The organism is Cupriavidus sp. OV096 (assembly GCF_900115455.1).
GTDB lineage: Bacteria > Pseudomonadota > Gammaproteobacteria > Burkholderiales > Burkholderiaceae > Cupriavidus.
In genome coordinates this window covers 25291-48931 of sequence record NZ_FOWM01000005.1, presented here as the reverse complement: position 1 = coordinate 48931, position 23641 = coordinate 25291, and the positions used below count along the sequence as shown (strand labels likewise).

Sequence of the window (23641 nt, the reverse complement as noted above, 5' to 3'; positions counted from 1 at the left end):
TCCTTAAAAAAACGGGGTGCACGAGGCACCCCGAAAGCTTGCGTTGTGTGCCCGGCAAAAGCCGGTGTTGCTCAGGAGAGCGCCACGGAGCGCTATTCCTCCTGGAACGCTTCCTCGCGCTTGGCCTTGATCGACGGCAGTGCCACCACGGCCACCAGTGCGGCAGCAGCAATCAGCAGGCCCATCGACAGCGGACGCGTCACGAATACGGTGAAGTCACCACGCGACAGCAGCAGCGAGCGGCGGAAGTTCTCTTCCATCATCGGTCCCAGCACGAAGCCGAGCAGCAGCGGGGCCGGTTCGCACTTGAGTTTCAGGAACAGATAGCCGATCACGCCGAAGCCAGCCGCCATGAACACGTCGAACGTCTGGTTGTTGACCGAGTACACGCCAATGCCGCAGAACACGAGAATCGCGGGGTACAGGAAGCGATACGGCACGGTCAGCAGCTTCACCCAGATACCGATCATCGGCAGGTTCAGGATGATCAGCATCAGGTTACCGATCCACATCGAGGCGATCAGGCCCCAGAACAGCGCCGGGTTGCTGGTCATCACCTGCGGGCCGGGCTGGATGTTGTGGATGGTCATCGCGCCCACCATCAGCGCCATCACGGCGTTAGGCGGAATGCCCAGCGTCAGCAGCGGGATGAAGGACGTCTGTGCCGCGGCGTTATTGGCCGATTCCGGACCCGCCACGCCTTCGATGGCGCCCTTGCCGAATTCATGCGCGTACTTCGAGGTCTTCTTCTCGAGCGAGTAAGCCGCGAACGAAGCCAGTGCCGCACCGCCGCCGGGGAGAATACCCAGCGCCGAACCCAGGGCCGTGCCACGCAGCACCGCCGGGATCATGCGTCGGAAGTCTTCCTTGGTCGGGAACAGGTTCGTCACCTTGTTCGTGAACGTCTCGCGGGCTTCCTTCTGTTCCAGGTTCGCGATGATTTCCGCGAAGCCGAACATACCCATGGCCAGTGCGACGAAGTCGATGCCGTCGGTCAGCTCAGGCACGTCGAACGAGAAGCGCGCGGCACCCGAGTTCACGTCGGTACCGATCAGGCCCAGCAGCAGACCCAGCACGATCATCGACACGGCCTTCGGCAGCGAGCCCGAGGCCAGCACCACGGCACCGATCAGGCCCAGCACCATCAGCGAGAAGTACTCGGCGGGGCCGAACTTGAATGCCAGTTCCGACAGCGGCGTTGCGAAAGCCGCCAGAATCAGCGTAGCCACGCAACCAGCGAAGAACGAACCGAGACCGGCAGTGGCCAGCGCCACGCCAGCACGGCCGCGCCGCGCCATCTGATAGCCATCGATGGTGGTCACCACCGACGACGACTCACCGGGCAGGTTCACCAGAATGGCGGTGGTGGAACCGCCGTACTGGGCGCCGTAGTAAATACCAGCCAGCATGATCAGCGCAGCCACCGGGGGCAGCGTGTACGTGACCGGCAGCAGCATGGCGATGGTGGCGAGAGGGCCGAGGCCCGGCAGCACGCCAATCAGCGTCCCCAGCACGCACCCGAGGAAGGCGTACGCGAGGTTCTGCAGGGACAATGCCGTGGAGAAGCCCAGGGCAAGGTGATCGAACAATTCCATTTGGACGGGCTCCTTAGCCGGTAATGAAGGCAGGCCACACCGGCATCTGCAGGTTGATGCCGTACACGAACGCGCCCAGGCTGATCAGCACGAGCACCACGCCGTTCAGGAGTGCACCCTTCCAGCTGAACTCATGGCTCGCCATCGACGAGACCAGCACCAGCACAAAGACCGACAACACCATGCCGAGCGGCTTGAGCAACAGGCCGAACAGCACCACGGAACCGAGAATCCACAACAGCGTCTTGAGGTCCCAGCGCGCGAGCTGGTCGTCTTCGCCCTTCGTCGAGAGCGAACCCACCGTCACGATCGCGCCCAGCAGGGCGAGCACGAGTCCGAGCAGGAACGGAAAATATCCTGGCCCCATCTTCGCCGCCGTTCCCATGGAATAGCCGCGCGCGACGAAGGAAAAGCCCAGGCCGACCAGGACGAACATCAGGCCGGAGGCAAAGTCCTTTTGGCTGCGTATGCGCAAAATGAATCTCCTCAAAGTGGTGAAAATCGGTACCGCGCGGCCGCCGGCTCTGGCGCCCGCACTGCGGATGCATGACAGGCAAAGCATCCGATGCGACGGAGCGAACAGTAGAGACGCGATCTTTCAGGCGCCTTTCATTTGTCTGGCTTCAGGGTAATTCCTGATTCCGTTATCAGAAGTGGGCCGACTCCAATACATCATGTTGTGATGTATTTAACCGATATGATTGACAACGCGTGAAAGTCAACTGAAAGGCTGGGCGAAAGGGGACTGAAAGCAAAGAACGCCGCATGAAGCGGCGTTCTGATATTTGGGGAAGGCGTGGCTTTCGAATGCCTTACATTGCTGCACCGCGGCGCGCGCGGCGACTCAAATGTCTCTCAGGTGAAAGCGCACTCACCTGTCATCCGATCACCGCGCGGGCGCCGTTGTGGTATCGGCGTCTTCGCAAGGCGTGCCCATGCTGGTATCGGGCGCGAGGCCGACGGCCTCCGCATGCGGCTCGGCAGGCATGATGTGGCTGCGCTTCCAGTTGCCGAAGCGGTAGTAGGCAAAGGCCAGCGCCACGGACACGATCGAACCAACCGGGAAGCTCCACCAGATCGACTCCGCGCCGATATGCGGCTCCAGCAGCCATGCGAACGGCAGCCGTATCCCCCACATCGACACGAACAGGATGACGAGCGGCGCCATGACCGCCCCGGTGGCGCGCACCGTGCCGAACACGACGATGGTGAAGCCGAACAGGATGAACGACCACAGCACCACGCGGTTGATGTGCTGGGCGATGCCGATTGCCGTGCTGTCATCGCCCAGGAAGATGCCAAGCGAATGCCGGTTGAACAGGTAGATCAGCCCCACAATCGCCCCGGTCATCACCAGATTGAACAGCAGACCCATGCGCGTGATACGGGCCACGCGCGGCCATAGGCCCGCACCGACATTCTGCGCGACCATCGACGACACGCTGGCGCCTACGGCCAGGGCCGGCATCTGCACGTAAGTCCACAACTGAGAGGCCACCCCGTAGGCCGCCGTGGTCTGCGAGCCATAGGTATTGACCAGCGACATCATGACAATCGCGGACGATGAGATCACCACCATCTGCAGGCCCATCGGCAAGCCCTTCGCCACCAGCGCACGGAGAATTGCCGGATCGGGCCACAGCAGCGCCAGTTGCTCCTTGTGCAGCAGCAGGAAATGGCGTCGCCGGTACAGCACCGCGATCATCGCCACGAGGCTCACCAGCTGGGCGATCAGCGTAGCCAGCGCGGAGCCTGCGATGCCGAGCGCCGGCAACGGCCCGACGCCAAAGATCAGCACCGGGTTCAGCACCACGTCGAGCACCACCGACAACAGCATGAAATAGAACGGCGTGCGCGAGTCCCCTGCCCCGCGCAGCGTCATCATCACGAAGTTGTAGAAGTACATGAACGGCAGCGCCACGAAGATGATGCGCAGGTAGATCACCGCCAGTGGCGCGGCATCGTCGGGCGTATGCATCGCCGCGAGGATGTGTGGCGTGAAGACGAAACCGAGCACCGCCGCCAGGATCGACAGGCCCACGAAGAACGTCGTGCCGGTGCCGACCACGCGGCGCGCTTCGTCGACATTCCGGGCGCCCACGGCCTGGCCAATCATGATCGTGTTGGCCATGCTGATGCCGAACACCACGCCAAGCAGGAAGAACAGGATGATATTGGCGTTGGACGTGGCCGTCAGCGCGGCCTCGCCGAGGTAGCGGCCCACCCAGACCGAGTTGATCGACGCGTTCAACGACTGAAGGATGTTGCTGCCCAGCACGGGCAGCGAGAACAGCAACAGCGTGCGGCCGATCGGGCCCGTGGTCAGTCTGGCGTCTGGCTTCATGGAGGGCGGTTGGGACGATATGCGGCATCTCGGGTCCGCCAGTCTAGCGTGGATTCCCGCGGGCAAGTGGCCGATTATCGGCCACTACGACCCCGTGCGCGTTCCGGTCCGACGCGTTAAGCTTGCGGTTTCTCGACCCGACCGACTCAGGAGACACGCATGTACCAGGATCTCGCCCTCTATATTGATGGGGAATTCATCAAGGGAGGCGACCGGCGCGAGCAGGATGTCATCAACCCGGCGACCCAGGAAGTCCTTGGCAAGCTGCCCCACGCCACGCGCGGCGACCTTGATCGCGCCCTGGCTGCGGCGCAGCGCGCTTTCGAGACGTGGAAGAAGACCTCGCCGCTGGAGCGCTCCGCGATCCTGCGCCGCGTGGCAGAACTGACGCGTCAGCGCGCCAAGGAAATCGGCCGCGACATCACGCTGGACCAGGGCAAACCGCTGGCCGAGGCCGTGGGCGAAGTGATGATCTGCGCCGAGCACGCCGAATGGCATGCCGAGGAAGCCCGCCGGATCTACGGCCGCGTGATTCCGCCGCGCAACCCGGCCGTGCGCCAGATCGTCGTGCGCGAGCCGATTGGCGTCTGCGCCGCCTTCACGCCGTGGAACTTTCCGTTCAACCAGGCCATCCGCAAGATCGTGGCGGCGCTGGGCGCCGGCTGCACGCTGATCCTGAAAGGCCCGGAGGATTCGCCGAGTGCCGTAGTGGCGCTGGCGCGCCTGTTCCATGACGCCGGCCTGCCCCCGGGCGTGCTGAACATCGTCTGGGGCGTGCCGAGCGAGGTGTCGACCTACCTGATCGAATCGCCGATCGTGCGCAAGATCTCGTTCACGGGCTCCGTGCCGGTGGGCAAGCAGCTGGCCGCGCTGGCCGGCGCGCATATGAAGCGTGTGACGATGGAACTGGGCGGTCACTCGCCAGTGCTCGTCTTCGACGATGCCGACATCGAACCGGCCGCCGAGATGCTGGCGCGCTTCAAGCTGCGCAACGCCGGCCAGGTGTGCGTCTCCCCGACGCGCTTCTACGTCCAGGAAAAAGCCTACGACAAGTTCCTGGCGCGCTTCACCGAGGTCATCGGTTCGATCAAGGTCGGCAACGGCCTCGACGATGGCACGCAAATGGGCCCGCTCGCACACGAGCGGCGCATCGCATCGATGGAACAGTTCCTCGACGATGCCAACCACCGCGGCGGCAAGATCGTGGCCGGCGGCGCACGCATCGGCGACAAGGGCTTCTTCTTCGCCCCGACCGTGGTGACGGACCTGCCCGACGACGCCAAGCTGATGGTGGACGAGCCGTTCGGCCCGGTAGCGCCGGTCACGCGCTTCAAGGACGCCGAGGAAGTCCTGCGCCGCGCCAACAGCCTGCCCTTCGGCCTGGCCTCGTACGTCTTCACCAACTCGCTGAAGACGGCCCACCTGGTCTCCAACGGCCTGGAAGCCGGCATGGTCAACATCAACCACTTCGGCATGGCCCTGTCCGAAACACCGTTCGGCGGCATCAAGGACTCCGGCATCGGCAGCGAAGGCGGGATGGAGACATTCGACGGGTATCTGGTGACGAAGTTTATTACGCAGATTTGAGCGTAAGAGCGGGCGCGCGTCGTCCGCAAGCTGAGAACAAAGGCCGGGGAAACCCAGCCTTTGTTTTGCAACCGATCATCCAGGTGCCCTTCCCTACTTGAAAAACACCCCCCGCGTCAGGAACGTGTAGTCGGCCTCTTCCGCCATCAGCCATACCAGCACCAGCAGGCACAGCGGCGGCAGCAGGATGGCGCAGATCAGTGCCATGCGCTCCCACGCCATGTGCATGAACACGGCGACGATCAGCCCCGCCTTCAGCCCCATGAAGATCAGGATCAGCGCCCAGCGCAGGAAGCCTTGCACGTGGAAGTAGTCCACCATGTACGACATCGTGGACAGGATGAACAACAGGATCCAGACCTTCAGGTACAGGCCGATCGGATGGGCCTGCCCGCCATGCGACGAGGGTTCGATGGCCGGATCGGGAGCGGTGGGAGTCGATGCCATGGCCAGCCTCACCAGAGATAGAACAGCGCGAAGATAAAGACCCAGACCAGGTCCACGAAGTGCCAGTACAGCCCGGCGATCTCCACGGGCTGGTAGTTGCCCGTCACGTCGTAGTGCCCCTGCCGCACCTTGTTGGCGATGACGAGCAGGTAGATCACACCACACGACACGTGAAAGCCGTGGAAGCCGGTAATCATGAAGAACGTCGATCCGAACTGCGCCGCGCCCATCGGGTTGCCCCACGGCCGCACGCCTTCGTGGATCAGCTTCGACCATTCGAACGCCTGCATGCCGACGAACGATGCTCCGAGGAGCGCCGTGGCCAGCATCAACATTGCGCACTCGCGGCGCTGGCGCCGGTAGGCGAAGTTGACGGCCATCGCCATGGTGCCGCTACTCGTGATCAGCACGAACGTCATGATGGCGATCAGGATCAGCGGCACTTGCCGGCCGGCAATCTCCAGCGCGAACACCTCGCTCGGATTGGGCCACGGCACCGTCGTCGACATCCGCACGGTCATGTAGCCGGTCAGGAAGCAACTGAAGATGAAGGTGTCGGACAGCAGGAAGATCCACATCATGGCCTTGCCCCACGACACCTTGAAGGCCATCTGGTCCGATGACCAGTCCGCGAGCAGGCCCTTCATGCCGGACGGCAGATGGTCCGCCATGCCGTGCGCCGGCGGCGTGGGTGAAGTCGGCGATGTGGGCGACGAAACTTGCGAGGTCATCGGTATTCCCCCTCTCCGCTAGGCGGTGCCGCAGATGTAGCGAACGATCTCGGGCGTCAGCCAGCCCAGCGCCCCTAGCAACACAATCCACAGCGCCAGCAGGAAATGCCAGTACCGGGTGCACAGGCCGATACGCGTCACGGTGCGCGTGCCGCTGCCGCGATCCATCGCCACGTACGCGAACGCGACCAGCCCGCCCACCACGTGCAGGCCATGCATGGCCGTGAGCAGGTAGAAGAAGCTGCCGGCCGGATTATTGGCCGGCACCACGTGCAGCGCGTACAGCGCCTGCCAGGCCCAGAGCTGCGACGCCACAAAGGCCGCAGCGCCAAGACCGCCCAGGCGCAGTGCCCTGCGCGCCCGCTCCATCTGACCGGCCCGCGCGGCACGCGTGGAAACCTGCATCGCCACGCTGGCTGCAGCCAGCAGTCCCGTGGACAGCCACACCTGCCAGGGCAGCGCCACGCGATGCCAGTCCGGGCTATCCATCCGCATTGCAAAGGCGACGAGAAACAGCGAGAACAGCGACGTAACGACACCAATAAACGCCCACAGGCCAACGCTGCCGGGCGCGCGCACCTCGCGGTCGTGCATGGCGCCGCCCCCGCCGGGGCCGCCGTTCGGCCCCTCGCGTGAGACCCGGAACACGCCTGACGGCGCTTGCGTGGCGATCGATTCGGCGTTCATGCCACGGCCCCCTTGCTTTCGTATGGCTCGGGCTCATGCCCACCGGCCTCAGGCGGCGCGTTCTGGGCGATGAAGTCCTCGGGCGCGTCCGGCACGCTGTATGCATAAGCCCAGCGATAGACCACCGGCTGGTGCGGCCCCCAGTTGCCATGCACGGGTGGCGTCTCCGGCGTCTGCCATTCCAGCGATGCCGCGCGCCAGGGATTCGAGCCGGAGGGCCGTCCGTGCCGCACGCTCCATGCGAGATTGAAGACGAACAGCAACTGTGCGAAGGCCACCACGAACGCGGCGATCGAGATATACATATTCATCACGTGCGCCGACTCGGGAATGAAGCTGTAGTTGTCGAACGCGTAGTAGCGGCGGGGCATGCCCAGCACGCCCAGGTAGTGCATTGGGAAGAAGATGGCGTAGGTGCCGATGAAGGTGACCCAGAAGTGGATATGGCCCAGCGTGTCGTTGAGCATGCGCCCGGTCACCTTGGGATACCAGTGATAGAGGCCGCCAAACACCACCAGGATCGGCGACACGCCCATCACCATGTGGAAGTGCGCGACCACGAAATAGGTGTTGGACAGCGGGATGTCCACGCTGACATTGCCGAGGAACAGGCCGGTCAGCCCGCCGATCACGAAGGTGCTGATAAAGGCAATCGCAAACAGCATCGGCACCGAGAAGTGGATATCGCCGCGCCACAGCGTGATGACCCAGTTGTAGACCTTGATGGCCGTCGGCACCGCGATGATCAGCGTGGTCGTGGCGAAGAAGAAGCCGAAGTACGGATTCATGCCGCTGACGAACATATGGTGCGCCCACACCACCACGGAAAGCAGGCCGATGGCGAGGATGGCCCACACCATCGTGCGATAGCCGAAGATGCTCTTGCGCGAATGCACGCTGACGAGGTCCGAGACGATGCCGAAGGCCGGCAGCGCCACGATATAGACCTCGGGATGCCCGAAGAACCAGAACAGGTGCTGGAACAGCAACGGGCTGCCGCCCTTGTAGTCGAGCTGCTGCCCCATCGACACCATCGCCGGCATGAAGAAACTCGTGTGCAGCGTCTTGTCGAGCAACATCATCACGCCCGAGACGAACAGCGCCGGAAACGCCAGCAGCGCGAGGATGGTCGCCATGAAGATGCCCCACACGGCGAGCGGCATGCGCAGCAGCGTCATGCCCTCGGTGCGCGCCTGGAGCACGGTGGTCACGTAGTTCAGGCCGCCCATCGTGGCCGCGACGATGAAGATCAGCAGCGACACCAGCATCAGGATGATGCCCCAGTCATAGCCAGGCGTGCCGGGCAGGATGGCCTGCGGCGGGTAAAGCGTCCAGCCTGCACCTGTGGGCCCGCCCGGCACGAAGAAGCTCGCCAGCAGCACGATCACCGACAGGAAATAGACCCAGAAGCTGAGCATGTTGAGGAAGGGGAACACCATGTCACGCGCGCCCACCATCAACGGGATCAGGTAGTTGCCAAAGCCACCCAGGAACAGCGCCGTCAGCAGGTAGATCACCATGATCATGCCGTGCATGGTGACGAACTGGTAATAGCGGTTGGCGTCGATGAAATCGAACTTGCCCGGGAAGCCCAGCTGCATCCGCATGAGGTTGGACAGCGCGACGCCGACCAGCCCCACGATGATCGCGACGATGGTGTACTGCACCGCGATCACCTTGTGGTCCTGGCTCCAGATGTAGCGCGCCCCGAAGGTTTGCGGGCCGTGGTGGGCATCATCGGCGTAAGCCATCTCATCCTCCTCCCGCGCGTTACTTGCCCGCCTGCGGCGCGGCGGCCGCGCCGCTGCCGAGCGAACGGATATAGGCGGTCAGCGCGGCGATTTCCGCATCGGTGACCGGCAATGGCGGCATCAGCGGCCCGAAACCCTTGACCAGCCGCGCGTGCGGATCGACGATCTCGGTCTTCAGGAACGCGTCATCCACCGAGGCACTGCTGCCATCGGCAAACGTCTGCGTGCTGCCGTACAGCCCCTTCCACGTCGGCCCCACGCCGGGCTTGCCGTCCACGCTGTGGCACGCCACGCAGCCCTTGCTCTGCGCCAGCGCGCGGCCCTGCTCGACGAGGTCGGTGCCGGAGGCCACCGTGGTCTCCGGCGTGGGCGTTGCCGCCGTGCCCGGCGCCGCGGCGATCGGCGGCGCGGTCTTGGCCATCGTCATCGCGAAGGTCTGCTGCTTGGCGAGCCACGCGTCGAACGAAGCCTGATCCTCCACGACCATGTGGCCGCGCATGTTGTAGTGCCCCACGCCACACAGCTGCGCGCAGAGGATGTCGAACTTGCCGACCTGCGTTGGCGTGAACCAGAACGAGGTGACCATGCCCGGCACCATGTTCATGCGCGCGCGAATCGGCGGTACGTAGAAATCGTGCAGCACATCCTTCGAGCGCAGCAGCACCTTCACCGGCCGGTTCAGCGGCAGATGCACCTCGGGCCCCACCACCACGATGTTGTCCTGCCCGCGCGGATCGTCCGGGTTGATCCCGAGCGGATTGGACGCCGTGACGAAGCGCGCATCGGATGTACCGAGTTGCCCGCTCTTCCCGGGAAAGCGAAATGCCCATTGCCACTGCTGGCCTACCACCTCCACCACCATCGCGTCGCGCGGCGGCCGCACGTAGTCGGCGTAGACGATCAGCCCCGGCGCCAGCATCGCAATGATGCCGATGCCCGTGAGCCCGATCAGCCATAGCTCCAGCTTGCGGTTCTCCGGCTGATAGGCGGCGCGATGCCCCTCGCGATGGCGGTAGCGCCACACGATGTAGCCGACGAACAGGTTGATGACGATGAAGAGAAAGCCCGTGATGACCAGCGTAATGGTCAACGTATCGTCCATCTGTTTCCAGTTGGACGCGAGCGGCGTCGCCCACCACGGGCTCACGAAATGAAAGAGCACCGAAGCAACGACGATGACGACGAGTGCGATGGCTATCGCCATATCCACCCTCCTCCACGCGGAGGCAGTACCGCGAGGGATGCGCAGGTCACGCAGGTGGAATAAGACTAGTGCATGGGCTCAGGTCACTGCAAGGCGACATCGCCGCGTCGTCGTGCGGCGATGCACAAACGCGCCAGGGATCTAGTGCGATACGTCGCGGCTCTCCAGCTTCCAGTAGCAGAGCGCGATGGCCATGCCGAAAACCAGGTGCCCGATCAGCGTGTGCCAGCCGCGCGCATCCACGAACCACGGAAAGGCTCGCGTCATGACATAGAAGTTGAACAGGTAGACCACCAGCCCGAACACGGCGCCGGCCAGCATCGACATGCCCACGCTCGAGTCAAGCTGGAACGGCGCGATGAGCGCGCACAGCACCATGCCAAGTATCGCGCCCAGCACGAAGTGAATGATGACGGCCACGGCCACCGTGCCCACGCTGAACAGCGAGGTCTGCAGCACGTCCCGCCCCAGCACGATGGCAGCGATCATGCGCGTGGTGCCCCATGGATGGACCCCCGATACCATCGTCGACCAGAACATTTCGAGCACGATCAGCAGCGCGCCGGCTGCGAGTCCCGATACGGCAGCCGCTGTCCAGTCTGGCAAGCGGCGCACGTAATGGTGCGATTGCATGTGAAGTTCCATGGCGTCCTCCTACGTCGAACATTGATTCCGATCCAACGCGCAGCGCCCGGCAGCGCCGGGGTGTGCGCTGAGTCCAGCATAGGACACGCGCCCACGCGTAGCAGCCGCCCGTGCCGATATGCGTACCTTGGGGCGGGCAGAGTCTCTTGGGAGATACCTGGGGTGTCGCGTGCACTGCACGCACGTTTCAAACGCTACGGGTGAACCCTGAGAGCGGCGGCCTTGTATTCGCCACACACGGCCTATACTGGAAACACAAAGAAACAAGACAGGAGACCGCCATGATTCACCTACAGGCGCACGATCTTGTATTTCTGATCCCCATGGCGCTCGTCGGACTACTGGCGATGGGCGCGATTCCGGTGGCTGCCAAGGCGCTGCGCATCAGTTGCCGTTGTGCCGGCGCGATCATCGGGGTCTTGCTGGGCGTGCTGGTTCTCGAGGCGCTGCCGCTGCTGATCTAGCCAGGACACGCAGCGAGGCGCCTCTGCGAGAGAGAAGGAGAGGCGCGATGTCACTCACCCTGCTCGCCGCCCTGATGGCGGCGCTGCTCGTCGTGACTGTCGCGAGCGCCATTTGGCGCTGCAGCCATCCGTACCGGATGCGCTACCGGCGCTGTGCGCGCGAGCGCAGGCGCCGCGTGGGCATCTGCCGCGAGCCACCCCACCATCCCGGATGACGGGGCGTTGATGACCGGACCCGGCGTCCGGCCATCCTCCCTCATTGCCGAATCGAGAAGTCGACGCGGTTCGGTCCGCCTTTGTCCTTGATCCCCTCGGCAGTCAGCTTCGGTGCAGTCAGGAACAGTTTCGCGTCCGGCACCTTGCCATCGCGTTCCAGCGCCTGCTTGACGGCCAGCGCGCGCTGGTCGGCCAGCGCCCGCAGTTCGGTATCGGTCACGGGGGCGTGCTCCAGCAGCAGCTTTTCCATCTCCTGCGGGGACAAGGACTTGTTCAGGCCGATGAAGTTGGTGGGCTTCTTGAACGACTCGCGCTTGTACACGGCTTCCACGTACTTCGGATATTCCTGCGGCGACACCGTCACCCGCGCGCCCTGCTGGCCGCCCTCGCCCTCTTCCGCCTGCGCACCGGCTTGTGCGCTGCGGCGCAACTCGCGCTGCTTGGCTTCGGACACCCGCTGATCCAGCCAGACGCGGCGGGCGCCATCGGCATCGGTCGCCGGATCGATGCGCCCGCTGATCTCCAGGCGCAGCGAAGGTCGGTCGTTGAGCGCCTTGCCCACCGTGGCGATCTTGTCGCGTGCGGCATCGGTCAGCGTGGAGGAACCTGGCGCGAACTCGATATAGCCCAGTTCCTCGCCACTGCCACCAAACGCCGAGGCAATCAGCGAGAACGGCGACGTGATGGCCTTGGTCAGCAGGTTGACGATCACGCGCACGATCACGCCGCCGATGCTGAACTCGGGATCGGACAGCGACCCCGACACCGGCAGGTTCACATCGATCACCCCGTTGCGGTCCTTCAGCAGCGACACGGCCAGCAGCACCGGCAGCTTCACCGCGTCCGGGCTGTCCACGCGCTCGCCGAAGGTCAGCTGATCCAGGTAGAGGTGGTTGCGGGCATCCAGCTTGCCGTTCTCGATCTTGTACGCCACGTCCACCGTGAGCTTGCCCTTGGTGATCGGGTAGCCCGCGTACTTGGCCGCGTAGGGCGTCAGGCGCGTCAGCTCCACGCCCGCGGCCTTCGCGGCGATGTCGAGATACAGTTGCTCGCCGAGCGGATTGATCTTGCCGCTGATGCTGACCGGCGCGTCGTCGTCGAGCCGGCCGTCGAGCACGAGATCCGCCGGCGTGGGGTCCGCCGACGACACCTTCGACACCGAGCCCTTCATGTCGGTCAGGTTCGCCGTGTAGTTCGGCTTGACGAAGAAGTCCGAGAAATTGATGTTGCCCTTCTGGATCGCCACGCCGCCGAGCCGGATCTGCGGACGCGGGCCTGCGGGTGCCGGCGCCTTGGCCTGTGCCGCCGGCGTGGAGGCCGCGGGCGCCGAAGCGGGGTTAGCCTGCGTCAGGCTCGTGGAGGGCGCCGCCTCGCCCTTCTCCGCGCCGCCGGCCATTACGTCCTGCAGGTTGAGCCGGCCATTGGCGTTGAGGATCACGCGCGCATAGAAATCGGACAGCGCCACGCTGTTGATCCCCAGTTGCAGCGGCCCCTTGGCCTCGTCCATATTGAAGTCGACGCCCGTCACGGCCAGCGCGCGCCAGCGCAGGAAGTCCTCGCCGCTGATGCGGTCCACGGTGCGGACGTTGCCGGCCAGCACGTTGCCGTTGAAGCGCGCCGCGATCGGCTTGCCGGTTGGCGCCACCACACCGAGTTTGCCCTTCACCGACAGCAACCCGCTACGCAGCGCCGCGTTGAAGCGATCCGCCATGTATGGCTGGAGCGATGTCATGTCGATGTCGCGCAAATCCACCTGCAATTGCGCGGCCGGCAGCGTCGGCGTGACATCGCCGTCCAGGCTCATCACGCCTTTGCGGCCACTCTCCGCGTACAGCTTCATCGGCATCGCGCCGGCCGCGAGCGGCCACGTCACGGTGCCCGTGGTCAGGCCGATATTGCGGAATTGATGGATGACCGGCCGGCCACGATTGCCCTCGGCCGGCGCGTAGTCCGCCAGCCGCGCGGCGCCCCCTTCGACCGACACCTTGCCCAGACGGACTTTCCAGCCCGGCGGGGCGGCGGCGCTGTTGCGGCCATTCGTGGCGCCGGCAGCGGGCGCAGCCGGAGTCGTCGGGACAGCCGGCCTGGCCGGCGCCGCCTTCTGCTCGGCGGATTCCACCGCCCAGATGCGGGCCATTTCCAGCAGTTCGCCGTGAAAGTCGCGCGTGGCGGCGATCTGCGGCTTCACGAGCGAGACCTGCCCGGCCTCGAAGTTCTGCCGCGCCAGGTCGAGGCTGATGTTCTCGAGCACGAGCTTTTCCGCCCGGACCAGCGGCAGCTTGTCGCCCTCCAGATCGGCGGCGCGGCGCGTCACGCGCAGCCCGCGGCCCCTGCCGTTGCCCGCGTTGTTGCCGGCATTGTCGCCTCGGGCAGCCGATTCGGCGCGTGCGGCACGCCGTTCGGCATTCGCCGGACGCTCGGCCGCAGCCGGCGTCGCCGGCAGGACGATCGGCTCGCGCGTGGCCACGTAGACCGGCGACAGTTCCAGCCGCGATTTCTCCAGCGTGAACTGGAACACCGGCTGGGACCACGCCATCTTGTAGTGGAGTTCGGCATTGATGCCGGTATCGCCAAACTGGCTGCGCAGCGCACGCGGCCACCAGGCGGCGAAGCCCTGCGGCCGCAGCCCCGTGGATTCGAGCGTACCCGCCAGCGTGCCCTGGGTCAGCGCCAGTTCCCCGGTGTGCTTGAGCGTCTGGCCGTCGGCGATGGTCACGGTGGCGTCGAGCTTCGCCGGCTTGTCGCCGGTGCTGGCCAGGCCGGCCACGTCCACGTTGATCGGGCCGAGATCGAGCTTGCCGGGGCCAGACGGCGCGAGTTCATCGACAAAGCCAATCCGCGCACTCTTGAGCGCCACGCGCTCCACGGCATAGGACCACGGCACCTCGTCCGCCTTGGGTGGCGCCTGCACGCCGGCAGCGGCCGGGGCGGAGGCGGGCGCAGCGGGCGCGGCGGCGGCAGGTGCCGGCGTCTTCGCGGCTTCCGGCAGGAAAGCCGTGGCGAGGTTCAGCGTGCCGTCGGCGCGCCGAGCGGCCTGCAAACCCAGACCTTCCAGCTCGATGCTGCGAAGCTGAACCTTGTGCGCGAGCGGCTCGAGCCGGCCCACGTCCACGGTCAGCTTCCCGGCCTTGACCAGTTCCGCGCCCGCGTGGGTTCGCACATCGGCATCGCGCAGGGTCACCGTACCGGTGACGAACAGGTCCTGCTTGTCCTTATCCTGCCGGAACCCGATATTCAGGCGCGTATCGACCAGCCCGCCCTTGACCTCGGCATCCTTCAGGCGCGGCGCGAACGCCATATAGCGCGCCACCTCCAGGCCGTCCAGGTTGACGTTGAGATTGGTCTCGCGCGTGTCAGCGAACGGCTGCGTGGTGCCGGCCAGCGCCAGCGGCGTGCCGTTGATCTTCGCGAACAGCGTCGGGCGCGTGTTGATCGTGGCGTCGTGCGGCAGGTTGGAGAGGAACGGCAGCGTCAGCGTGAAATTCTCCACGCGCTGCACCGTATCCAGCACCTTGTCCTCGTAGACGAAGCTGGTGTTGGACACCGCGATATTGCTGACGGAGAACCGCGCCGGCTTGCTATCCGCCGGCTTGGGCGGCTGCGCGGCGAAGCGCTCCTGCACATCGGCGAAATTCATCTGCCCTTGTGCATTACGCACCACATGCACGGCCAGCCGGTCGATATGGAGGAAGTCCACCACCGGCGCGAGGTGCCACACCGAGGCCGCCGAAGTATTGGCCTCGATCTGCCCCAGCGTCACCATCGGCGTCTTGCCGTCCGGCTCGAAGATGGTCAGGTCGTTCAGTGTCGCGGCCAGCTCGAACGGCCGCACCTGTGCCGCACCGAGCGTGACCTTACGGCCCAGCGCCTCAGTCGCGTTTTTCTCGACCAGATATTTGATCAGCGGCGGCCCGCCAAAATAGCCGGCGAGTCCGAAAATCGCCAGCGCGGCCACCGCACCGCCCGCCACGCGCAACGCCACCCGCCTGCGGGGCGTCGCCATGGCCGCCCCGGTGGCGGCCTGGATGGAATCCTTGAAAGCCATGTCACCCCAGAAGATTTGACCCCACACGCCAATTTGGTCGGCTTTTTATGGTTCGCCGATGGCGCTTTGTATCCCGGATTTCACTTCTTTTGGCATTATTGTGACGGATTATGGCAGGCCGACGGGCGATTTTGAATCCGACAGGGCCAAAACCAAATGGGCGAGGGGTCGTTCTGGTATCTTTACGCCTTTGCGAAGCGTCCCGTGGCGCCCCCGCCGGCCTACCCGCCGGCCACAGGCCTGCCCATTCCGCGCTGTCATCCGTTCGGCCGTCCCCTCCACGTCATCCGTGTTGCGCGCTTCGCATGTGAATTCACCATGCGAGTCATTTCATGCCTACCACCAGCAGTACTGTCGGGGCACCGGGTGCGCAGGACGGCCAAGCCGCCCGCCCGCTGACCGGACAGGATTACAAGACGCTTGCCCTCGCCGCCCTCGGTGGCGCGCTCGAGTTCTACGACTTCATCATTTTCGTCTTCTTCGCCACGGTAATTGGCGAGCTGTTCTTCCCGCCTTCCGTGCCGGACTGGCTGCGCCAGCTCCAGACCTACGGCATTTTTGCCGCCGGTTACCTGGCGCGGCCGCTCGGCGGGATCATCATGGCGCACTTCGGCGACCTGCTCGGCCGCAAGAAGATGTTCACGCTGTCCATCCTGCTGATGTCCGTGCCGACGATGCTGATGGGCCTGCTGCCGACCTACGCGACGATTGGCCTGCTGGCCCCGATCGCGCTGCTGATCCTGCGCATCCTTCAGGGCGCAGCCGTCGGCGGCGAGGTGCCGGGCGCCTGGGTCTTCGTCTCGGAGCACGTGCCGCCGCGCCGCATCGGCTACGCCTGCGGCACGCTCACGGCGGGCCTGACCGCCGGCATCCTGCTCGGCTCGCTCGTGGCCACCGGCATGAACACCGTGTTCACGCCGGCGGAGCTGCATGACTATGGCTGGCGCCTGCCCTTCCTGCTGGGTGGCGTGTTCGGCATCGGCTCGATGTACCTGCGCCGCTGGCTGCACGAGACGCCCGTGTTCGCCGAACTCCAGAAGCGCAAGGCACTCGCCGCCGAAATGCCGCTGAAGTCTGTCGTGCGCGACCATCGCGGCGCGGTAGTCGTGTCGATGCTGCTCACGTGGATGCTGTCCGCCGGCATCGTGGTGGTGATCCTGATGACGCAGGGCTTCCTGCAGAAGTCATATCACTTCGACGGCCGCACCGCGCAACTGGCCACCAGCATCGCCACGCTGTGCCTGTCGGTCGGCTGCATCGTGGCCGGCCTGCTGGCCGACCGTTTCGGCGCCCGGCTGACGCTGTCGGTGGGCGGCACGCTGCTCGCCATCAGCGCCTATGTGCTCTATACGACAATTGGCGCGCGCCCAGACCTTCTGATTCCGCTGTACGCGGTGGCCGGCTTCTTCGTCGGCTCGATCGGTGCCGTGCCATACGTGCTGGTACATGCCTTCCCGCCGCAGGTGCGGTTCTCGGGCCTGTCCTTCTCGTACAACGTGGCCTACGCCATCTTCGGCGGCCTGACGCCGGTGGCAGTGACGCTGATGCTCAAGAACGACCCGCTCGCCCCGGCGCATTACGTGGTGGCGGTGTGTGTGATTGGCGTGGTGACGGCGCTGTTCGTGCGGAAGCGTTCGCACTGACGTCCCGATTACTGACGTCCCGATTCCCGACGCAAAGAAAAACGGGGAAGGCTGCTGGCCTTCCCCGTTTCTTTATGCCCCGCCGCGTCGGTGATCGCGGAAGAACTGCCACATCAGCTTGCTGGCGTCTGGGCCGGTATCGCTGTGATATTGCACCTTCCCGTCGCCGCCGCTCCAGGCGTGGCCCAGACCGGCCACTTCCACCAGCCGCACAAGATCGCGATTCCAGCGGCCGAAGCGGGCGTCGCGGAAATCGCCATCCGGTACCGGCGGCGCGTCATTGGCGGCCGTGGTGCCCAGGCGGTCATCGAGACGGTTGTAGGCCAGGAACTGGCGCGCCAGCAGGCGGCCGTTGATCGGGTGCACCGCCTCGTCGGCCAGCCCGTGCAGCACGATGGCCGGCATCACCGGGCCGCCCGGCACCGCACCGGCGGCGTCGAGCAGCCAGGCCGGTTCAGCCTGGGAGCCATGCTGCATTGCCCGGAGCCCGGCCCGGGGCGTATCGGCAGCGCCGATCACCACGCCCGAATGCAGCCCCACGGCCGCCACCTTGCTTGGATAGCGCAGCGCCACTACTGCGGCCATCGCCGCCCCGGCGGAAAGTCCTGCCAGATAGATCTGGTCCGCGCGCACGTCGGGGCGGCTCGCCAGTTCGTCGATCAGCATCGCCACGGCCTGCGCCTCGCGCCCGCCTTCGCCGGCGGCGAGGTCGAACCACTGCCAGCACCGATGTACCGAGCGCCGCAGCGGCTGCTGCGGATAGGCGACGATAAAGCCCTCGCGCTCGGCCAGCGCGTTCATGCGCGTGCCGGCCGCCAGGTCTTCCGGCGTCTGCTGGCAGCCGTGCAGCATCATCACCACGGGCAACGCGCCCTTGGCACCGGCTGGAATATAGAGACGATACGAGAGCTGCGGCACCAGTTCGCCCGGCAATGGGGCGAGGCTGAGCTTCAAGGATTGCCACGTGCCGGGCAGGTCACCCGGCGCGGTATCACCCGGGGCCGGCATGCGGCGGCGGGTTGCCGGAGACGCCAAGTCAAGGCGCCCCAGCCATGTTCGGATTTGCTTTGCGGTCCGGAATTGCGTGCGACCGATTTGTCGCAGTTGCGTTTCCCAGTCCGTCGACAGGCTTTTGGCCATATGAAGACTCCTGCTCATCTAGGAACGGGTCTCCTCCGCTATTGTGCGACGCAGCATACCATAGTCGGCGTGATGGATTAGCGGCATTGTCTGCAAAGCACAACATTAGATTTCGAAACAGTTTTCCCCTTGCCTGGAGGGCGGCCAGCTACCATGGAGCCCGGGCGCACCGTTGTGCCGTTTAGCAGGAAAAGAAAGAAAAAGGCGCCATATAGGCGCCTGTTCGACAGATGATGCGGCAGAGTAACCGGATCTACTGTTCCGCTACCCGCGTCCACCCCTCGGGCGAAAATGTGCGCAGTGCGGCAGCCCGGCTGGCGGTGGCTGTTCCCAGGTCGCGCTCATAAAACTGGCGCTCGCTGTCCAGGATGAAGGTGTTGACGCCGCTGTCGCCATAGCGGGCCGGCCACGCGACGATCGCGTACTTCGCGTTGCTGCCCTTCGGCGCGGCGATGATGCGGTACCGGTAGCCGTAGAACGCCTCGTTTGGCGGAGTGTCGGGGCCCATCGCCAGCGCATCGGGGCCCAGCGGGCTGTCATTCTCGGCCGACGAAGACGGCCAGTAGAGCCCGTTGGTCTTGCCCGGGCTGCTGACGAGCTGGGCCGCATAGCGGCCATTGCCGGCCAGCTCGGCGTAGCGCTGCTGCGCGTCCGCCAGCTGGAGCAGCGTGTCCATCGTCACCAGTTCGTTGCGGCCGATGCGCCGCACATGCACCTCGCGCTGACCAGCCGGCATATCGAACTGCCAGCCCGCCTTGCGCTTGACGATGGGCACGGGGAAGGTCCAGCCGCTCTCCCCCACCGCCACGCGCGCCGTATCCTCGCCCGCGCGCTCCACCGCATGGTGGCGCGCCCACGCGGCCAGGAACTCGTAGATATCCTCCTGATCGACGCCCTGCGGCGGCAGCAGCGTCCGGTAGTTCGGGCCGAGCACGCCCTTGAGCGCGTCATGGTCGCTGCGGGCGATGGCGTCGCCCAGGGCGTCCGAGGCAGCCTCGGGCGAGGGATAGACCCGCTGCGCCTGCGCCGGCACGGACACCGCCAGCAACGGCACGGCCAGCATCGCGGCGCCCAGGACCCGGCGCACGATACGCATCATGGTGGCGGACAACGTCGCTCTCATCATGTCTTATCTCCGACCATGTCCAAGATGACCGCCACCACCGCCGCCTCCTCCACCGAAGTGCGCGCCGCCCCCTCCCCCTCCACCGCCACCACGTTGCGGCATGGACCGCTGCGCCGGATGGCTGGCGCGTTGCATGCCACCGGCATTCCCGCCGCGCTGGAAGCCGCCCGCATTCCCGCCGCGCTGCACCTGCTGCCGCATGCGGTCGCCGTTGCCGGCATCGCGCAAGGCGCTATTACGATTGCTGTCCCGTGCGCGGTCGCGCGCGGCGGACTGATCGGCCCGCTGCCGATCGGCGCCGGCGGGCCGGGGATTCTGCATGCCGCCCCCACCGCCGCGATTGACGTTCGGCCCGTGTCCGGCGATCGACTGGCCCGTGCGGCCCTGGAACGATTGCGCGGCGCGGTCACGCGCGGCATCGCGCGAGCCCGCCTGCGGCGTAGGCCGGCCACCCTGCACGCCCTGGCCGCCCTGCCCAAGCCGCTGCCCGCCCTGCCCCGCCTGCCGGTTCGCCAGCCCCTGCTGCCGCTGCGTGTCGAAGCGATTCGCCACGTTCGAATTCTTGTACGGCACGTTGCCGCGATTGGCCGGGTTGTGCTGCCAGTTCACGTTCGAGCGGTTCACATCGAGCCGCTGATTCACATTGATATTGTTGTAGCGATTGACGTTGATGTTCACGTCGTGCGAGTTCCAGTTGAACCCGCCCCACAGTGAATTGACCGCGGCCACGCCCAGGCCAAAGCCCACGCCCGCCACCACGGCGCTGGCGAAGACCGATCCGGGCGGAGGTGGATAGTAGGCTGGCGGATACGCCGGATAGGGCCACGCGCCGTAGACCACCGTGGGGTTGTAGGTCGGCACATAGACCACTTGCGGATTGGCGGGCTCGATCTGCACGATGGTGGTGCCGCCGGACTGCTGTGTCACCACCTTCTGCTGCTCGGTGGTCTTCAGCGTGCCGGCTTTCTGGGCCTGTACGCGCAGGCGCTGCACCGAGTCCATCACATCATCGGGCTGGGCGAGGAAGGCGTCGCCCACCGAGTCCACCCATTGCGGCTGGCGGCCCATCATATCCATCACGGACGGGAAGGCGACGAGCGACTGCACGCTCGGGTCCCACTGTTCGTTGGCCACCGCCTTGGTTGCCGCGTCGCCGGACAGGCTGGCATTGGCCTTCGACCATTCCGCTGCCGCGGCCACGTCGGCCGGGTAGGTCGACGCCATCAGCACCTGCGACAACAGCGCGTCCGGATAGAGCGCCACGGGCGCCAGCAACTGGTCGAGATGCGCATTGTCGAGCTTGGCCTGCGCCCAGGCGGTCCCGCCGCCGAGTAACAACATCCATCCACAGCACCACGCCAGAATACGTCGCAACCGGTACATATTGGCTCCCACAATGACGGATGAGGACGGACGAGGGGGTACTACCTGGCCGACTGCGCGCACTCCTGGCGATAGGCCTCTTCCAGCCGCTTGCGATCAGGCGCGCGTTCCAGCGTGGAATAGGTGCGGCCATCCGCCGTGGTCACGGACGACTTGCTCTGTTCCCACTGCTGCGGCTCCTTGGACAGGCCGTTGATCTGGTCCAGCAGTTGCCGGCAATGCTCGCGTTGCGAGACGCCCGGCGTGGCACCTTCGCCGTTGAGCGTCGCCGTGGCCGGGTCGAGCATGCGCGGGGGCGGCGGCGCGATCATCGGCGTGCCCGGGTCGATCGGCGGCGTCTGCGCCCATGCCATGCCCGCTGTCATCAACAACCCAAACCCCACACCCCACGCTACGAAAAACCTCTTCACCAGGAAACTCCGGAAACTGCCGGCGATGCACGCATGCATCGCCATGATGATAAAAAACACCGGCCCGCGCGCCCGGCAACGGCGATCCGCGCGCTATGCGCTAGCGGTCCTTGCCGTTGCCATCGCCATTGCGGCCGGTACGGTTGCGCAGCAGCTCGAGCTTGAGCAGTGCGTCCGCAAGCATACTCTTAAGACGCGCGTTCTCCTGCTGCAACTGGCGCATGCGGCGCCCGTCCGGCACATCGGACTCGCGTGCCGGGCCGTACTTCGCACGCCATCCGTAGAACGACGCATCGCTGAAACCATAGCGCGCGCAGAGTTCCCGCACGGGCACCCCACTGGCGGCCTCGGCCAGGTACATGCGGATCTGCTCCTCCGAATAGCGTCTGTTCATCCGAATGCCTCCGCTTGCACCAAGCGCTCGCCCCGCGCATGCACGCGGCCAGCCCACCCTGCCGGTAAGGTAGCCCAATGCCCGGGCAAAAGGAATTCAGTGTCTTTGCAGCGCGAGTTAAGCAAATTAACGACCCGGCCGCGTGCCCCGCGTGGTCCGAGTCCGTGTCAGGCGTATCCGATGTTGACAGGGAAATGGCGCAAATTTCGGTATTCCAAATTGGACAAATTCATGTCATCACTCACTGCCGGACAGCCGCTTCAAACCCGTCGGACATTGCTGGCTCACACTTGCAAACGCCGGTCACGCGGGTCGGCCATCGCCCTGCAAGGCGCGCCAGGCACGGCTTTCGCGTTGTCTGATTGTCCGGACATAAGGCCCGATATGCATCCCTGTTCTGTCAGGAATCGAACCGAGTTCCTAGTAGTTTGCTAAATGATGTATTAAGATTCCTCGGCACCAACTAAATTTCGAAACGCCTGCAAAGAGTGCCACTGCGCTCTCGGACAGGCGACTATCGGCGCGGATTTCATTGCCGCCGCCAACCGGCCTGAGGAAGAAGGGGACCACTGCTAACGTCACGTGCCATGCAACGCTTCGGCGTCGCGCGGCGAACCCGTGGCATGCACTGCAGATTTCGGTAACCCGGGCGACTCTTGACCACTTTGCAATTCCCCGCCCTCTAGCAGTTCATAAGTCCTGGCAGTTTCGGCTTGGTCCGGCACGGGGGTGCCGACGCGCTTTCAAGCTGCGACCACACAGGCAGGAAGTCGCAACTTCCTTAGTGCCCACAAAAAATAAAACCAACAATCTGGATCGGGAGAAGTCAGCATGCGGCACGTCAGCACCAAGCTTTTGCACGTCTTTGTCCTGTTGATGGAATATCGGGACCTCAACGCGGTGGCCGCCTGTACCCAGGGCCGTGTCCCCACCGTGGCCTATAGCCTCGCGCGGCTGCGCGAGATCACCGGCGACGCGCTGTTCGTCAAGCGCAATGGCACGTTGGAGCCAACGCCCCATGCGCTGCGGCTCGAGCATACTGCCAGGCAGATTCTTGCAAAGTGGAATCTACTGGTCCGCCCGCTGGCCGAAAGCACACAAACCGGTGCCACCGGACGTCGTATTTCCATTGGTTTTTCATCGTCGATTGGCGATCCGGTCATCACCGAGATCCTCAGCACGCTGTGCGAGCAATTCCCGCAAGACAGTTTTGTGACCCGGCCGGTCATTGCCGATGCCTCCCTGGCCGGCAGCCTGGATACCGGTCAGCTCGATTGCGCCTTCGTGGTGGATGGCGCCACCGTGCCAGACGGCGTGATGCCGCACAGCATCCTCGCCACGCCGCGCCGGCTGGTCAGCGCCGCGCGCGCCCATGGCCCCGACGACGCGGAGAGCGACTGGATCCTGCTGCAGGAAGACTGCGAGGCCGGCAGCCCGCTGCGGGCGTTCCTGGCGCGGCAGGCCAATACGCCGGGGCATCGGGAAACCGTGGTGCCGTCGTGGCACACGCAGATCACCCTGCTGCACGCGGCCGGCGGCATCTGCCCGGTACTCGACTTCAACGTGCCGCTGGTCACGCGCGACCGCAAGACGCGCCTGCTGGCGCCGCCGGGCAGTTTCCCGGGCTGGGCCTCGCTCCAGTTCTGGACCGCCGAGCAAACCCCGGACCGCGTGGCGATGCGTGACATCATGGACGTGGGCGCCGCCGTGCTACGGGACCCCATCCGCGCCATCGAGAACCGCCGGCAGGGCCGGCCAGAGCCGCGCCGCCTGGCGGTGGCCTGACGCTCCTCCCCCGGCGCCCCGGCGCCGGGACACCCTCCGTGACA

20 protein-coding genes are annotated in these 23641 nt (G+C 65.3%); 5 read left to right on the top strand and 15 right to left on the bottom strand.

The genetic code is table 11. The annotated features are described in order from the left end of the window. Positions 1-92: 92 nt before the first annotated feature. From BM115_RS13195 to BM115_RS13185, 3 genes are all read right to left on the bottom strand, one after another. Positions 93-1595 (bottom strand): tripartite tricarboxylate transporter permease, encoded by a 1503-nt coding sequence (locus BM115_RS13195; RefSeq protein ID WP_092294480.1) that lies wholly within the window; start codon positions 1593-1595, stop codon positions 93-95. 13 nt (positions 1596-1608) lie between these two features. Further along, positions 1609-2070 (bottom strand): tripartite tricarboxylate transporter TctB family protein, encoded by a 462-nt coding sequence (locus BM115_RS13190; RefSeq protein WP_092294478.1) that lies wholly within the window; start codon positions 2068-2070, stop codon positions 1609-1611. Positions 2071-2481: 411 nt separating this feature from the next. Further along, positions 2482-3939: an MATE family efflux transporter gene (locus BM115_RS13185; protein WP_092294476.1), complete on the bottom strand. Its 1458-nt coding sequence runs from the start codon at positions 3937-3939 to the stop codon at positions 2482-2484. Between the two features lie 159 nt (positions 3940-4098). Here BM115_RS13185 and BM115_RS13180 point away from each other — a divergent pair, with 159 nt between their 5' ends. Beyond that, complete coding sequence (locus BM115_RS13180) at positions 4099-5526, top strand: NAD-dependent succinate-semialdehyde dehydrogenase (protein ID WP_092294475.1); 1428 nt, start codon at positions 4099-4101, stop codon at positions 5524-5526. Positions 5527-5619: 93 nt separating this feature from the next. On the opposite strand, the gene BM115_RS13175 is transcribed toward BM115_RS13180, so the two are convergent. The 6 genes from BM115_RS13175 to BM115_RS13150 form a co-directional block, all read right to left on the bottom strand. Continuing rightward, on the bottom strand, positions 5620-5973 hold the full coding sequence (locus tag BM115_RS13175; protein WP_092294473.1) for a cytochrome C oxidase subunit IV family protein: 354 nt from the start codon (positions 5971-5973) through the stop codon (positions 5620-5622). Between the two features lie 8 nt (positions 5974-5981). Beyond that, a complete protein-coding gene (locus BM115_RS13170; protein WP_092294471.1) occupies positions 5982-6704 on the bottom strand; it encodes a heme-copper oxidase subunit III family protein in 723 nt (240 codons plus the stop codon). 18 nt (positions 6705-6722) lie between these two features. Beyond that, positions 6723-7391 carry a cytochrome c oxidase subunit 3 family protein gene (locus BM115_RS13165; RefSeq protein WP_092294469.1) on the bottom strand — a complete coding sequence of 223 codons (669 nt, stop codon included), beginning with the start codon at positions 7389-7391 and terminating at the stop codon, positions 6723-6725. Continuing rightward, complete coding sequence (gene ctaD, locus BM115_RS13160; protein WP_092294467.1) at positions 7388-9142, bottom strand: cytochrome c oxidase subunit I; 1755 nt, start codon at positions 9140-9142, stop codon at positions 7388-7390. The genes BM115_RS13165 and ctaD overlap by 4 nt, the downstream gene beginning before the upstream one ends. Positions 9143-9161: 19 nt before the next feature. Next, on the bottom strand, positions 9162-10346 hold the full coding sequence (locus tag BM115_RS13155; RefSeq protein WP_092294465.1) for a cytochrome c oxidase subunit II: 1185 nt from the start codon (positions 10344-10346) through the stop codon (positions 9162-9164). Positions 10347-10487: 141 nt separating this feature from the next. After that, positions 10488-10991 (bottom strand): hypothetical protein, encoded by a 504-nt coding sequence (locus BM115_RS13150; protein WP_092294463.1) that lies wholly within the window; start codon positions 10989-10991, stop codon positions 10488-10490. 281 nt (positions 10992-11272) lie between these two features. Here BM115_RS13150 and BM115_RS13145 point away from each other — a divergent pair, with 281 nt between their 5' ends. Continuing rightward, on the top strand, positions 11273-11455 hold the full coding sequence (locus tag BM115_RS13145; protein ID WP_066736414.1) for a hypothetical protein: 183 nt from the start codon (positions 11273-11275) through the stop codon (positions 11453-11455). A gap of 47 nt (positions 11456-11502) precedes the next feature. Further along, on the top strand, positions 11503-11670 hold the full coding sequence (locus BM115_RS27290; RefSeq protein WP_177219909.1) for a hypothetical protein: 168 nt from the start codon (positions 11503-11505) through the stop codon (positions 11668-11670). Between the two features lie 41 nt (positions 11671-11711). On the opposite strand, the gene BM115_RS13140 is transcribed toward BM115_RS27290, so the two are convergent. Then, positions 11712-15716, bottom strand: a complete 4005-nt coding sequence (locus BM115_RS13140; RefSeq protein WP_092294461.1) for a DUF748 domain-containing protein — start codon at positions 15714-15716, stop codon at positions 11712-11714. A gap of 332 nt (positions 15717-16048) precedes the next feature. Between BM115_RS13140 and BM115_RS13135 the strand changes: the two genes are divergently transcribed. Further along, the gene (locus BM115_RS13135; RefSeq protein WP_092294459.1) at positions 16049-17359 is read left to right on the top strand and encodes an MFS transporter; all 1311 of its coding nucleotides are present in this window, start codon (positions 16049-16051) and stop codon (positions 17357-17359) included. Between the two features lie 72 nt (positions 17360-17431). Here BM115_RS13135 and BM115_RS13130 read toward each other — a convergent pair whose 3' ends face one another. The 5 genes from BM115_RS13130 to BM115_RS13110 all read right to left on the bottom strand — a co-directional run bounded on the left by BM115_RS13130 (position 17432) and on the right by BM115_RS13110 (position 21812). After that, positions 17432-18367, bottom strand: coding sequence for an extracellular catalytic domain type 1 short-chain-length polyhydroxyalkanoate depolymerase (locus BM115_RS13130; RefSeq protein WP_255370808.1), 936 nt, complete (start codon positions 18365-18367; stop codon positions 17432-17434). Positions 18368-18752: 385 nt separating this feature from the next. Continuing rightward, positions 18753-19625, bottom strand: a complete 873-nt coding sequence (locus BM115_RS13125) for a DUF2950 domain-containing protein (RefSeq protein WP_092294455.1) — start codon at positions 19623-19625, stop codon at positions 18753-18755. Positions 19626-19628: 3 nt separating this feature from the next. After that, entirely contained in the window at positions 19629-21008 is a 1380-nt protein-coding gene (locus tag BM115_RS13120) for a DUF3300 domain-containing protein (RefSeq protein WP_092294453.1), read from the bottom strand. 41 nt (positions 21009-21049) lie between these two features. Continuing rightward, entirely contained in the window at positions 21050-21361 is a 312-nt protein-coding gene (locus BM115_RS13115; RefSeq protein ID WP_092294451.1) for a hypothetical protein, read from the bottom strand. 157 nt (positions 21362-21518) lie between these two features. Continuing rightward, a complete protein-coding gene (locus BM115_RS13110) occupies positions 21519-21812 on the bottom strand; it encodes a transposase (protein WP_092294449.1) in 294 nt (97 codons plus the stop codon). Between the two features lie 831 nt (positions 21813-22643). Between BM115_RS13110 and BM115_RS13105 the strand changes: the two genes are divergently transcribed. Beyond that, positions 22644-23597 (top strand): LysR family transcriptional regulator, encoded by a 954-nt coding sequence (locus BM115_RS13105; protein ID WP_092294447.1) that lies wholly within the window; start codon positions 22644-22646, stop codon positions 23595-23597. Positions 23598-23641 lie beyond the last annotated feature (44 nt).